Here is a 13584-nt window from a genome sequence, read left to right as displayed (position 1 = left end):
AGAGGGAAATAGGTTCGCGGTTTCAGCGCGCCAGTTCGAAGATTTTTTGTGCGGTTCGGCCATCAAGGGTTTCCCGCCAGATCGCCACATGCGGCCGCCCGGCTTGCTCATCCCGACGTTGCGCGGCACTGCCCGTTGCGCTTTGTGCCAGGGTCTTGAGGTGACCGCCCTTGACCATGAAATCCAGCGCCGGGCTGTTGTTTTTTTCGTAATGAAAATGCGCCTGCCACAGCGGCTCGCCCGTCTGTCTGTCGTTCAGCGAATAGATATCGAGGAAGTGCTTGTACTTGCCCTTGCCTTGTACCAGCCGTGCCTGGGTTTTGTTCACGCTCAGGTGATCCTGGCTGATCAGATACGCCACCCGGTCGGCGCTCAGAAAGGACTTGTCCTTGTACAAGCGGATCCGGATGTCTTCGCCCTCGCGGCGCAAGCGCTGGCTGTCTTGTCGCAGGCGCTGGACGAGCACGGCGATGTCGTTTTTCGCCGGGTTCGGCGCGCGTTCGATCTGTCGACCGAGATCGTCGAGCGCTTCGGCTGCATCGCCCAGTTGCTCGACGATGTTGGTGGCGTTGCGTTTTGCCCGCTCATCCTTGCGGGCGGTATTGAGGTGCGTCTCGGTCTGTTCAAGATGAATACCGGCCTGGGTGATCAGGGTCGCCAGATTCCTTTCTTGTGTAGCCACCAATCGTTGCCATTCGCCTTCGCGACGCTCGTAGGTCTGCATGACCTTTGCCGGGTTGTGCGGGTCCATGACATCGATCAGTTCTTCGCCCAATGCGGTGCGGCGTGTCTGTCCGACGCGGATCTTGTAGACACCGTGGTGTTTGCTGCGAAACATTCTTTTGGCTTGTGGTGCCGGCTGGTTTTTGCGTTGGGCAGGGATGAAGTCGAAATCGATAGACTGATCCTGGGACGGCAGCGACGTGGTTCTTTCAAGGTCGCGGTGATCGACAGCGATGCGGTTTTCGAGGGTGTTTTCAAAGGCCTGAATGGCTTCGATGATTTCCTGCCGCGAGCTGGCATGCACCGGCCCGGGTGGCAGTTCGAGGTCTTCATACGAGGCCCTGATCGCTGCGCACTGGTCGACCAGATTGCTCAATACCGCCATGCGTGCCGCCACCGGAATACTGTCGATGTCGCGAAATGCGAAGGTTGTTTCGGTAAAGGCGTAGGCAAGGTGGATCGGTTTGAAGTTGTTGTCGGTAATCGGCACATCGGTCAGCAAGCGGCTTTTTGCATCGACCCAGAATGCCTTGGTCTCATGGATTTCCGTTGGATAGAAACCCAGGTCGAGCAGTTCGCTTTCCGAAGCACGCGCTCGCTTGATTATGTCGAGGGCAATCAGTTGGCGTTTTTCCAACAGTGCCAGTTTGCTTTTCAGGTAATTGACCGTCGAGCGATAGGCGTGGAAAGGGTCATTGTAGAAAGAGATGTCCAGCCGTTTGCGTGAATCACCGGCACTCATCAGCCGTGTATAGGCTTCAATGCGTTTTTTCTGAATGTTGTGCAGATCGCTGGCGTAAAGGGTGCTGCCTTTGATGGGTTGCAGAGTATCCCGTTCGTCGAGGTAGAAGTTGGCGGTCTTCTCCAGCGACGCCAGTTGTCGATGAAGCTGCACTTCAAGTTGTACGAGCGCGCCTTTCTCGGCTTCTTTGCCTTGCACCGCACGCCAGGCAGCTTCCAGTACATCAGTACGCGTTGCCGCCTGATTGATCAGTTCGGTCTGGGTCTGCAATTCCAGTATCAGATCAGCCGCTGTAAGGCGTTGCACCTTGTCGGGTTTCGTGCGGCGCATGCCGCCTGCTCCGGCAATGACGATGCCCCGCCAGCCATGCTGTTCATCGAACACGATTGGCTCGGATCTGCCCGGGCGTGTTGCGACAAAGCGGTTGTCGCCATCTGCGGCGATGGCATCTTCGGAGCGCACGATACGCATCACCGACGACTGCGCGGTGGAGGCCTCGGGGTCATGCAGAACCTGATAGGCGCGGCGTTCAATCACCGCGTAGCGTTTGCCGTCAAAGCTGTGCAGCCCATGGCTGTCGGGCTCGACATCGGTGAAGTCGAGATCCGTCAGAAAACCTTGCAGGCGTGTCTCGGTCAACGGATACAACATCTCGGTGGCGGGCTCCACTGACGGGTGCCAGAGTTTTCCGTCGGCGGCCCGCACCAACACTGGCCCCGAAGGGCTCAGCTCGCTCGCCAGCCGGGCGCGATACAAGCCGTTTTCCGCGATTGCCGCAACTTGTACGGTGCCGCCGGGCACATCGACGTACTGGCGACCTTTGTAGAGTCGCAAGCCTTGCTCATTGGCTTGCGGAAGATGCGCATCGGTGCTGATCCGGTAATGCGTCAGCGGCATTGGCCCGGGCACGGCTGCGGGCAGCGTCGCGGGTGTTGGCTGGATGGTGACGGCGGGCACTGGCTGGATTGCATCGAGGTCGACGGCAGCCGGCGTTCTGCCCGGGCGTACAACGCGCGGTGCCGTTATCGCCGTCGCGAGAAGGGCGTCGGCAGGCGTTGGCGTATCGGGTCTTGGTGCAGATCCGCTTGTCGGTTCGCCGGGGCGAGCGTGGATCTCTACGGTGACAATGCCTCTGGAAGGCGGTTTGGGTGACATTGCTTCATCCTTGAAGGGTTGTCGTACTGGGCGCCGGCGCCCCGGAGGGCAACGGTGTGTCGGGTTCGACTGGCGCAGGTCGCAGTGCGGAAATGGGCGCGGTAGGGCGGTTTTCTGGTCAATGGCACGGGCCCAGAGAGAAACCGACCATTGCCGTCGGAATTGGTCAAATTTTGTGCTATATTCCGCGCCCGCGATTTTTCATCTCAACACCGGTCGTCCGACATGCAAGCAGCCAAGCCGTTATTTGACTATCCAAAATATTGGGCCGAATGTTTCGGGCCAGCGCCGTTCCTGCCGATGAGCAGGGAGGAGATGGATCAGCTTGGCTGGGATTCCTGCGACATCATCATTGTTACGGGAGATGCCTACGTCGATCACCCGTCGTTCGGCATGGCGATCATTGGCCGGCTGCTGGAGTCGCAAGGCTTCCGCGTCGGGATCATCGCGCAGCCAAACTGGCAGTCCAAAGACGACTTCATGAAGCTCGGCGAGCCGAACCTGTTTTTCGGCGTCGCGGCCGGCAACATGGATTCGATGATCAACCGCTACACCGCCGACAAGAAAATCCGTTCCGACGACGCCTACACCCCGGGCGGCATGGCCGGCAAACGTCCGGACCGCGCGAGCCTGGTTTACAGCCAGCGCTGCAAGGAAGCCTACAAGCACGTGCCGATCGTGCTTGGCGGCATTGAAGCCTCGCTGCGCCGCATCGCCCACTACGATTACTGGCAGGATCGCGTGCGTAACTCGATCCTGATCGACGCGAGCGCCGACATCCTGTTGTACGGCAACGCCGAGCGCGCGATTGTCGAAGTCGCCCAGCGTCTGTCCTACGGGCACAAGATCGAAGACATCACCGATGTGCGCGGCACCGCGTTCATTCGTCGCGATACGCCGAAAGACTGGTATGAAGTCGACTCCACGCGCATCGACCGTCCGGGCAAGGTCGACAAGATCATCAACCCGTACGTGAATACCCAGGACACTCAGGCCTGCGCCATCGAGCAGGAAAAAGGCCCGGTGGAAGATCCGCAGGAAGCCAAGGTCGTGCAGATCCTGGCCAGCCCGCGCATGACCCGCGACAAGACCGTGATTCGTCTGCCGTCGGTAGAAAAAGTCCGTGGCGATGCCGTTCTGTATGCCCACGCCAACCGCGTGCTGCACCTGGAAACCAACCCGGGCAATGCCCGTGCGCTGGTGCAGAAGCATGGCGAAGTCGACGTCTGGTTCAACCCGCCGCCGATTCCGATGACCACTGAAGAAATGGACTACGTGTTCGGCATGCCTTACGCCCGTGTTCCGCACCCGGCGTACGGCAAGGAAAAAATTCCGGCCTACGACATGATCCGTTTCTCGGTAAACATCATGCGTGGCTGCTTCGGCGGCTGCACCTTCTGCTCGATCACCGAGCACGAAGGCCGGATCATCCAGAACCGTTCCGAAGAGTCGATCATTCGCGAAATCGAAGAGATCCGTGACAAGGTGCCGGGTTTCACCGGCGTCATTTCCGACCTCGGCGGCCCGACCGCGAACATGTACCGCATCGCCTGCAAAACGCCGGAAATCGAATCCGCGTGCCGCAAGCCGTCGTGCGTGTTCCCGGGCATCTGCCCGAACCTGAACACCGACCACTCGTCGCTGATTCAGCTGTACCGCAGCGCCCGTGCGTTGCCGGGTGTGAAAAAGATTCTGATCGCCTCCGGTCTGCGTTACGACCTCGCGGTCGAGTCGCCGGAATACGTCAAGGAACTGGTGACCCACCACGTCGGCGGTTACCTGAAGATCGCCCCGGAACACACCGAGGAAGGTCCGCTCAACCAGATGATGAAACCGGGCATCGGCAGCTATGACAAGTTCAAGCGCATGTTCGAGAAGTACACCAAGGAAGCGGGCAAAGAGCAGTACCTGATCCCGTACTTCATCGCCGCCCACCCGGGCACCACCGACGAAGACATGATGAACCTCGCTCTGTGGCTCAAGGGCAACGGCTTCCGTGCCGACCAGGTGCAGGCGTTCTACCCGTCGCCGATGGCCACGGCCACCGCGATGTACCACTCGGGCAAGAACCCGCTGCGCAAGGTCACCTACAAGAGCGACGGCGTGACCATCGTCAAGAGCGAAGAGCAGCGTCGTCTGCACAAGGCGTTCTTGCGTTATCACGACCCGAAAGGCTGGCCGATGTTGCGTGAAGCGTTGCAGCGCATGGGCCGTAGCGACCTGATCGGGCCGGGCAAGGATCAGCTGATTCCGCTGCATCAGCCGTCCACCGACAGCTACCAGAGCGCCCGTCGCAAGAACTCGACGCCGGCCGGCAGCCATAAAGTGGCGAAGGAAGGCAAAGAGAAGACCACCAAGATCCTCACTCAGCACACCGGCCTGCCGCCGCGTGCCAGTGATGGTGGTAATCCCTGGGACAAGCGTGAACAGGCCAAGGCTGCGGCGTTTGCGCGTAACCAGCAGGCTGCCAAGGAGCGTAAGGACGCGGCCAAGGGCAAAGGGCCGAAGCCGACGCGCAAGCCCGTCGTACCGCGCTAAGCAACGCTTGAGCTGAACAGAACGCCAACCTTCGGGTTGGCGTTTTGCATTTCAGGGTTCAGGAGTTGTGTTGTAACCACTGTCCTCATCGCTGGCTTGCCAGCGATGGCGTCAGGTCAGGCACCCCATTAACACCTGCCCGCCACATTTAGGCGCAACTTCGCTCAACCATTTCCCCGCGTCGCCCGATTTTGGTGCTGTACTGCCCTGAGCATTCCGGGAAAGCGCCCAAGCCTCTGCATGGCATAAGTCTTGCGCGCTTTCGAATACGCTTAGGCTCGCAGGAGGCACGCCGTGTCGATTCATGTCGCATTGCATCACGTCACGCATTACCGCTACGACCGCGCTGTCGAACTCGGCCCGCAGATCGTTCGCCTGCGACCGGCCGCCCACAGCCGCACGCGGATTCTCTCGTATGCGCTGAAAGTCTCGCCCGAGCAGCATTTCATCAACTGGCAGCAAGACCCGCAGGGCAATTACCTCGCCCGGCTGGTATTCCCTGAAAAAACCGATGAGCTACGGATCGAAGTCGATCTGCTGGCCGAGATGGCGGTGTTCAACCCGTTCGACTTCTTCCTCGAACCCTACGCCGAGAAAATCCCCTTCGCCTACGCCGCCGATGAGCGCAAAGAGCTGGCGCCATACCTGGAAACCTTGCCGCGGACGCCGGCCTTCAAAGCCTATCTGGACGGCATCGACCGCACGCCGCTGCCGGCCGTGGATTTTCTGGTCGCGCTCAACCAGCGTCTGAGCGAAGACATCAATTACCTGATCCGCATGGAACCGGGGGTGCAGACCCCGGAACACACCCTCGAACACGCCTCCGGCTCCTGCCGCGATTCGGCTTGGCTGCTGGTGCAACTGCTGCGCAACCTCGGGCTGGCGGCGCGATTTGTCTCCGGTTACCTGATCCAGCTGACGGCGGATGTGAAAAGCCTCGACGGTCCATCCGGCACCGAGGTGGACTTCACCGACCTGCACGCCTGGTGCGAGGTATATTTGCCGGGCGCCGGCTGGATCGGCCTCGATGCCACTTCCGGGTTGTTTGCCGGTGAAGGGCATATTCCGCTGGCCTGTAGTCCCGATCCTTCCTCGGCAGCGCCGATCAGCGGGATGGTCGAACCTTGCGAGACACAGTTCAGCCACGAAATGTCGGTTGAACGGATCTGGGAAGCGCCGCGTGTCACCAAGCCTTATACCGACGAGCAATGGCTGGCGATTCAAGCCCTGGGCCGGCAGATCGACGCTGATCTGCTGGAAGGCGACGTACGCCTGACCATGGGTGGCGAACCGACCTTCGTGTCCATTGATGACCCGGATGGCGCCGAATGGAATACCGCTGCCTTGGGCGAAGACAAGCGCCGCCTCTCCGCCGAACTGTTCCAGCGCATGCGCAAACATTACGCCCCCAAAGGTCTTGTGCATTTTGGCCAGGGCAAGTGGTATCCCGGCGAGCAACTGCCGCGCTGGTCGCTCAATTGCTATTGGCGCCGCGATGGCGTGCCGATCTGGCAAAACGACGCATTGATCGCCGATGAACAGCAGGATTACCGCGCCGATGGCGAACTGGCCGGACGCTTTCTTTCGAGCGTCGCCGAACGCCTGAAAATTCCCACGCGGTTCGTATTCCCGGCCTACGAGGACAATTTCTATTACCTCTGGCGCGAGGGCACATTGCCCGGCAATGTCAGCGCCGAAGATTCGCGTCTGGAGGAGCCGCTGGAGCGTGCACGGCTGCGCAAGGTCTTCAGTCAGGGCCTCGATAAGGTCATCGGTCAGGTACTGCCGCTGGCACGCACCGCCAAGGGTGATCAGTGGCAGAGCGGGCGCTGGTATCTACGCGACGAGCATTGCCGTCTCGTGCCTGGGGATTCAGCGCTGGGTTACCGTTTGCCGTTGGGCTCGCAGCCCTGGGTGAAAGCGGCCGAGTATCCGTTTATTCATCCTCAGGATCCGAATCAGGATTTCCCGGCGCTGCCGGACACCGCGCTACTGAACAGCCATGGCCAATCGGCAGCGCCTGACGAGCGTGCGCCGAAGATCGACGAATCCGCCGACTGGCTGACCCGCACCGCGTTCTGCGCCGAGGCCCGCGAGGGGCGCTTGTACCTGTTCATGCCGCCGCTGGAGCGGGTCGAGGATTATCTGGAGTTGGTCGCGGCCATCGAGGCCGCCGCCGAAGAACTGCATTGCCCGGTGCTGCTGGAAGGCTACGAGCCGCCGAGCGATCCGCGTCTGAGCAACTTCCGCATCACCCCGGATCCGGGCGTGATCGAGGTCAACGTGCAGCCTTCGGCAACCTGGGACGAATTGGTCGAACGCACCGAGTTCCTCTATGAAGAGGCGCGGCAGACCCGCCTGACCACCGAAAAATTCATGATCGACGGGCGCCATACCGGTACGGGCGGCGGTAACCACTTCGTCCTCGGTGGCGCGACGCCCGCAGACTCGCCGTTTCTGCGTCGTCCCGATCTGTTGCGCAGCCTGATCAGCTACTGGCATAACCATCCGTCGTTGTCGTATCTGTTTTCCGGATTGTTCATCGGCCCGACATCTCAGGCGCCGAGGGTCGACGAAGCGCGTAACGACGCGTTGTACGAGCTGGAAATCGCTTTCGCGCAGATGCCCGAACCGGGTGAGGAATGTGCACCGTGGCTGGTGGATCGCCTGCTGCGCAACTTGCTGATCGACGTCACCGGCAACACTCACCGCGCCGAGTTCTGCATCGACAAACTCTATTCGCCGGACGGTGCTACCGGGCGGCTTGGCCTGCTGGAATTGCGCGCCTTTGAAATGCCGCCGCATGCGCGCATGAGCCTGGCTCAGCAATTGTTGCTGCGGGCCCTGGTCGCACGCTTCTGGCGCGAGCCATATGCGCCGCCGAAACTGGCGCGGTGGGGCACCGAGTTGCACGATCGCTTCATGCTGCCGCACTTTATCGAGCAGGATTTCGCCGACGTTATCGTCGAACTCAATAGCGCCGGCTATCCGCTGCGGGCGGAATGGTTTGCGGCGCATCTGGAGTTTCGTTTTCCCAAGGTCGGCGATTACGCCGTCAACGGTATCGAACTGGAGCTGCGTCAGGCGCTGGAGCCGTGGCATGTACTGGGCGAGGAGGGCGCGACGGGCGGCACTGTGCGTTACGTCGATTCATCGCTGGAGCGCTTGCAGGTCAAGCTCAAGGGCCTGCCGCCGCAGCGTTATCTGCTGACCTGCAACGGTATTGCCGTGCCGTTGCATCCAACCGGGCGCGTTGGCGAGTTCGTCGCGGGTGTGCGTTACCGTGCCTGGCAACCGGCCAACTGCTTGCAACCGACGATTGCGGTACATGCACCGTTGGTGTTCGACCTGCTCGACACCTGGATGGGCCGTTCGCTGGGCGGTTGCCAATACCATGTCGCCCATCCGGGCGGGCGTAATTACGAGACATTGCCGGTAAACGCCAACGAAGCCGAGAGCCGACGTATGGCGCGGTTTTTCCGCGTCGGGCACACGCCGGGGAAACTTCCTATACCGAATGTGGAAATCAGTGACGAGCTGCCGATGACAATCGATTTGCGACGTTTCTAAGTCCTGCGCGACACGCGGATTTTTCGTATATCCGCGCGTCATGTGCCTGCGTTAGTCTGACCGTTCCTTGCTGTCTGCCGAGCTTTCCATGCCTGACCTGCTAGACCGCTACCCGCTGACGGCGGGCACTTATCACGAACTGCTCGATAGCAGTGGTGCGGTGCGCCCGCATTGGCAACGACTGTTCGATCAGTTGCAGCGCAGCACCCCGGCGCAACTGGTGCAGCGTCAGGCATTGCTGGCGCGGCAGATTCAGGAAAACGGCGTCACGTATAACGTCTATGCCGATCCCAAAGGTGCAGATCGGCCGTGGGAACTGGATCTGCTGCCCCATGTGATTGCGGCGGATGAGTGGCAGCAACTGTCGGCCGGGATCGCCCAGCGCGCGCGGTTGCTGAATGCCGTGCTCGCCGACTTGTACGGGCCGCAACGTTTGATCAGCGAAGGCCTGTTGCCAGCGGAACTGGTCTTCGGCCACAACAATTTTCTCTGGCCCTGTCAGGGTATTGCGCCGCCTGAAGAGGCCTTTCTGCACCTGTACGCCGTGGATCTGGCGCGCACACCGGACGGGCGCTGGTGGGTCACGGCGGATCGCACGCAAGCGCCGTCGGGCGCGGGCTATGCGCTGGAAAACCGTACCATCGTGTCTCGCGCCTTCCCCGAGTTGTACCGTGACCTGAAGGTGCAGCATCTGGCGGGGTTCTTCCGCACCTTGCAGGAAACTCTGGCCCGGCAGGCGCCCGGCGATGACGACGCGCCGCTGGTGGTGTTGCTGACGCCGGGACGGTTCAACGAAAGCTATTTCGAACATCTTTATCTGGCGCGCCAACTCGGCTATCCGCTGGTGGAGGGCGGCGACCTCACGGTGCGCGATGCCACGGTGTATCTGAAAACCCTCAGTGGCCTACGTCGGGTACACGCGATCATGCGCCGGCTCGATGACGATTTCTGCGATCCATTGGAGCTGCGCACAGACTCGGCGCTGGGCGTTCCCGGCTTGCTTGAGGCGGTACGACAGGGGCGGGTGCTGGTCGCCAACGCGCTGGGCAGCGGTGTCCTCGAGTCGCCGGGTTTGCTCGGCTTTCTGCCGAAGATCAACCAGTTCCTGTTCGGCGAAGAACTGATCCTGCCGTCCATTGCGACCTGGTGGTGTGGCGAGGCGCCGGTATTGGCTCAGGCGCTGGAAAAACTGCCTGAGCTGTTGATCAAACCAGCGTTTCCCTCGCAAAGCTTCGCGCCGGTATTTGGCCGTGATCTGAGTGAAAAACAGCGCCAGTCCCTCGCCGAGCGCATGCAGGCACGGCCTTATGCGTATGTTGCGCAAGAACTGGCCCAGCTGTCTCAGGCGCCGATCTGGCAGGCTGGAGACGGTCAGTTGCAACCGCGGGCGATCGGCATGCGCATGTATGCGGTGGCCAGCCATGACGGTTATCGGGTACTGCCGGGTGGTTTGACCCGCGTGGCTGCCGAGGCCGATGCCGAAGTGGTGTCAATGCAGCGCGGCGGCGCGAGTAAAGACACCTGGGTGCTGGGCGATCGGCCACCCCATGGCGAGCAGTGGAAGACTCAACGTAACGTCGGCGTCCACGATCTGGTGCGGCGCGACCCGTATCTGCCCTCGCGGGTGGTGGAAAACCTGTTCTGGTTTGGCCGCTACTGCGAACGCTGCGACGACAGCGCGCGGTTGCTGCGGATCATGCTCGCACGTTATGTCGACGGCGATGACCCGCAAGCGCTGCTGGCGGCGGTCGATCTTGGCGAGCGGCTGGCGCTGTTGCCCGATGAGGGTGAGTTGCCGGAGCGATTGCTGGCAGCGTTGCTGGGTGAGGACTGGTCATTCAGCCTGCGCTCCAACCTGCAACGTTTGCAGTGGGCAGCCTCGCAGGTGCGCGGCAAGCTCTCGCGGGAGAACTGGCAGGCGTTGGTCGAATTACAGCGCGAAGCGATGGAGCTGGACACCGACGAGCCGGACTTCGGCGAATTACTGGATTTTCTCAACCGTCTGGTGATGTCGCTGGCAGCGCTATCGGGTTTCGCGCTCGACGACATGACCCGCGACGAAGGCTGGCGCTTCCTGATGATCGGCCGGCGCATTGAGCGGCTGCAGTTTCTCAGCAGCAGTCTGGCGGCATTCCTGCGCGGGGCCGGGGCGTTTGATCAGGCGGGTCTGGAATGGCTGCTGGAGCTGGGCAACAGCAGCATCACCTACCGTTCACGTTATCTGGCGGTGGCTCAATTAATTCCGGTGCTCGACCTGTTGCTGCTCGACGAACAGAACCCGCACGCCGTGTTGTTCCAGTTGAAACTGGTGACCCGCACCTTGAAGCGCTTGAACGATGATTTCGGCGTGCCACGGGAAACCGGATTGCCGCAACTGGTCGAGCGTCTGGGGCGATTTGATCTGGGCTGTCTGGAGAATCCGTTGTTCGGCGTGTCCAGTGTTCGTGCGGCGCTCGACGGCCTGGCCGATCTGCTGCAAGAGATTGCCGATGCCAGCGGGCAAGTCTCGGATCGTCTGGCCCTGCGCCATTTCGCCCATGTCGATGATGTCAGCCAGCGTACGGTGTCCGTCTGATGATTGCGCATTACCAGATTTTCCACGACACCTGTTATCACTACGACAGCCCGGTTTCGCTGGCGCAGCAATTGGCGCACCTGTGGCCGCGCGAGTGCAGTTGGCAGCGCTGTACCGAGCAGCAATTGCTGATCAGCCCGGAGCCGACGGCTCGGCGTGATGAACTGGATGTGTTCGGCAATCCGCTGACCCGGTTGGCGTTCGAGCGACCGCATGATGAATTGCAGGTCAATGCTCGCCTTACCGTCGAGGTGCTGGCGCGGCCGGCGCTGGATTTCTCTCAGTCGCCGGCGTGGGAGCTGACGCGCAATGCGCTGACCTACAGCAGCCAGCCGTTGTCTGCCGAGCTGCTTGAAGCTTGCCGCTACCGTTTTCAGTCACCGTACGTGCACTTGAAAAGCAGCTTCGTCGAGTTTTCGCAGAGTTGTTTTCCACCGGGCCAGCCTTTGATGCTGTGTGTACAGGCGTTGATGCAGAAGATCTTCAGCGAATTCACTTTTGATGCCGAAGCGACCCAGGTGGCAACGCCATTGGTGGAAGTGCTGGAGCGGCGCCGCGGTGTCTGTCAGGACTTCGCCCACCTGATGCTGGCCTGTGTGCGTTCGCGAGGATTGGCGGCGCGATACGTCAGCGGCTATTTGCTCACGCAGCCGCCTCCGGGACAGCCACGGTTGATTGGTGCCGATGCGTCGCATGCGTGGGTTTCAGTGTTTTGCCCGGTACTGGGCTGGGTGGATTTTGATCCGACCAATAACGTGCAGCCTGCGCTGGAGCACATCACATTGGCGTGGGGGCGGGATTTTTCCGATGTGTCGCCGTTGCGTGGGGTGATACTCGGTGGCGGCAGTCATGACCCTGAAGTGCGTGTCACGGTAATGCCCCTGGATTAACCCAGATCAAACTGTAGGAGTGAGCCTGCTCGCGATAGCGGTGTATCAGGCAGCAGAGGTTTGACTGATACGCCGCTATCGCGAGCAGGCTCACTCCTACACGGGAATTGGGGTGTTTCGGGAAGGGCTGTGAGGGCCGGCGGTGAAACCGCCAGCCCCGTCACAAATCCGCTGGGTCTGATTCGATCATCAAACCCGGTGGGGGCTCAGGCGTCGGGCGCCTGGTCTTTCGGTGCATCTGCATCGGTATCAACATCTTCTTCAGTCGCCACTTCACCGTCAGGGTTCAGTGCCGTTTCTTCAGCTACTTGTTTCTTGCGCTGAAGCTTTTCCTCTTTCTTCTGTTCCTTTGCCAGGTCTCGTTGACGTTTGGCGAAGGAGTAATTGGGTTTGGCCATGGGCGATCCTCTTGGGTCGAAGGTGAGGTTGAGCGGCGCGTATTCTGCCCTGTATCGGTGCCCGGCGGTTAGCCGGGTTTCTGGTCGACCCACTTTGGTGTGACGGTCGGTCGCCAGTTATCCAGGGAATCGAGCAGTGTTTGCGGCGATTCGCTCACTTGCAGCATGTCACGGTGTGGCGCGCGAACGAAGCCTTCGCCGACGATATGGTCGAGAAAAGCAGTGAGTTTGCTGTAGAAACCGTTCACTTCCAGCAAGCCCAGCGGCTTGCCGTGGTAGCCGAGTTGGCCCCAGGTCCAGACTTCGAACAGTTCTTCCAGGGTGCCAAGACCGCCGGGCAAAGCGATAAAGGCGTCACTGAGTTCGGCCATGCGGGCTTTGCGGGCGTGCATGCCGTCGACGACTTCCAGACGCGTCAGGCTTTTGTGGCCGATTTCCTTGTCCATCAGGCTCTGCGGAATGATCCCGATCACTTCACCGCCAGCGGCCAGCGCGGCGTCGGCGACAATCCCCATCAAACCCACAGCGCCACCGCCATAGACCAGGGTCAGCTTGCGCTCGGCGAGGGCCTTGCCAAGGGCAACGGCAGCTTCGGTATAAGCCGGAACAGTGCCAGCATTGGCACCACAAAATACACACACGGATTTCAGAGACATGCCTTCCTCCTGGGTCAATCCGTCACAGGGTAACGGCTGGCACGCCTCGATCCAAGGTCTAAACTTCGCGTTCCGGCGATTCAAAGGTACCGCTGGCGCCACAGGCGTAGGCGGCAAGCAAACTGCACAACAGACCGTTAAAGAACATGACAGGCACTCCGTTTCAGTAGATGCGCCGATCATAGGTCGGGCCGGGGAATCTGGCCGTTAGATTGTGTCGATGAGTGTCATAGCCTGAAAGTTGTATACAATTTTTGACTCAAGTCATAGGAACTTGCGAAGATTTCAGGCAGTCTTTCAACCAATCGTGTTTTTGTTAACCCTGCCTTGGAGATTC

At 60.6% G+C, this 13584-nt stretch carries 7 protein-coding genes; 4 read left to right on the top strand and 3 right to left on the bottom strand.

From position 1 onward, the window contains the following. Nucleotides 1-22: 22 nt before the first annotated feature. On the bottom strand, nucleotides 23-2620 hold the full coding sequence (locus JFT86_RS03600; protein WP_201232129.1) for a hypothetical protein: 2598 nt from the start codon (nucleotides 2618-2620) through the stop codon (nucleotides 23-25). A 225-nt stretch (nucleotides 2621-2845) separates the two neighbouring features. On the opposite strand from JFT86_RS03600, the gene JFT86_RS03595 reads away from it, so the two are divergent. The 4 genes from JFT86_RS03595 (at nucleotide 2846) to JFT86_RS03580 (ending at nucleotide 12193) form a co-directional block, all read left to right on the top strand. Beyond that, entirely contained in the window at nucleotides 2846-5158 is a 2313-nt protein-coding gene (locus JFT86_RS03595; RefSeq protein WP_201235759.1) for a YgiQ family radical SAM protein, read from the top strand. Nucleotides 5159-5452: 294 nt separating this feature from the next. Beyond that, nucleotides 5453-8728, top strand: a complete 3276-nt coding sequence (locus JFT86_RS03590) for a transglutaminase family protein (protein WP_201235757.1) — start codon at nucleotides 5453-5455, stop codon at nucleotides 8726-8728. 88 nt (nucleotides 8729-8816) lie between these two features. Continuing rightward, entirely contained in the window at nucleotides 8817-11303 is a 2487-nt protein-coding gene (locus JFT86_RS03585; RefSeq protein ID WP_201235755.1) for a circularly permuted type 2 ATP-grasp protein, read from the top strand. Next, nucleotides 11303-12193 (top strand): transglutaminase family protein, encoded by an 891-nt coding sequence (locus tag JFT86_RS03580; protein WP_201235753.1) that lies wholly within the window; start codon nucleotides 11303-11305, stop codon nucleotides 12191-12193. The genes JFT86_RS03585 and JFT86_RS03580 overlap by 1 nt, the downstream gene beginning before the upstream one ends. A gap of 206 nt (nucleotides 12194-12399) precedes the next feature. On the opposite strand, the gene JFT86_RS03575 is transcribed toward JFT86_RS03580, so the two are convergent. Next, nucleotides 12400-12591, bottom strand: a complete 192-nt coding sequence (locus JFT86_RS03575) for a hypothetical protein (protein ID WP_201235751.1) — start codon at nucleotides 12589-12591, stop codon at nucleotides 12400-12402. Nucleotides 12592-12659: 68 nt separating this feature from the next. Then, nucleotides 12660-13247: a TIGR00730 family Rossman fold protein gene (locus tag JFT86_RS03570; protein ID WP_201235749.1), complete on the bottom strand. Its 588-nt coding sequence runs from the start codon at nucleotides 13245-13247 to the stop codon at nucleotides 12660-12662. Nucleotides 13248-13584: the final 337 nt, after the last annotated feature.

This window comes from Pseudomonas sp. TH06 (assembly GCF_016651305.1).
Lineage (GTDB): Bacteria > Pseudomonadota > Gammaproteobacteria > Pseudomonadales > Pseudomonadaceae > Aquipseudomonas.
This window is presented reverse-complemented; position numbering and strand designations above follow the sequence as displayed.

What these genes read in the sequence shown, in the direction of transcription:
- JFT86_RS03575 (WP_201235751.1), bottom strand. Translation starts at nt 12,591, where the DNA reads ATGGCCAAACCCAATTACTCCTTCGCCAAACGTCAACGAGACCTGGCA.
- JFT86_RS03595 (WP_201235759.1), top strand. Translation starts at nt 2,846, where the DNA reads ATGCAAGCAGCCAAGCCGTTATTTGACTATCCAAAATATTGGGCCGAA.
- JFT86_RS03570 (WP_201235749.1), bottom strand. Translation starts at nt 13,247, where the DNA reads ATGTCTCTGAAATCCGTGTGTGTATTTTGTGGTGCCAATGCTGGCACT.
- JFT86_RS03585 (WP_201235755.1), top strand. Translation starts at nt 8,817, where the DNA reads ATGCCTGACCTGCTAGACCGCTACCCGCTGACGGCGGGCACTTATCAC.
- JFT86_RS03580 (WP_201235753.1), top strand. Translation starts at nt 11,303, where the DNA reads ATGATTGCGCATTACCAGATTTTCCACGACACCTGTTATCACTACGAC.
- JFT86_RS03600 (WP_201232129.1), bottom strand. Translation starts at nt 2,620, where the DNA reads ATGTCACCCAAACCGCCTTCCAGAGGCATTGTCACCGTAGAGATCCAC.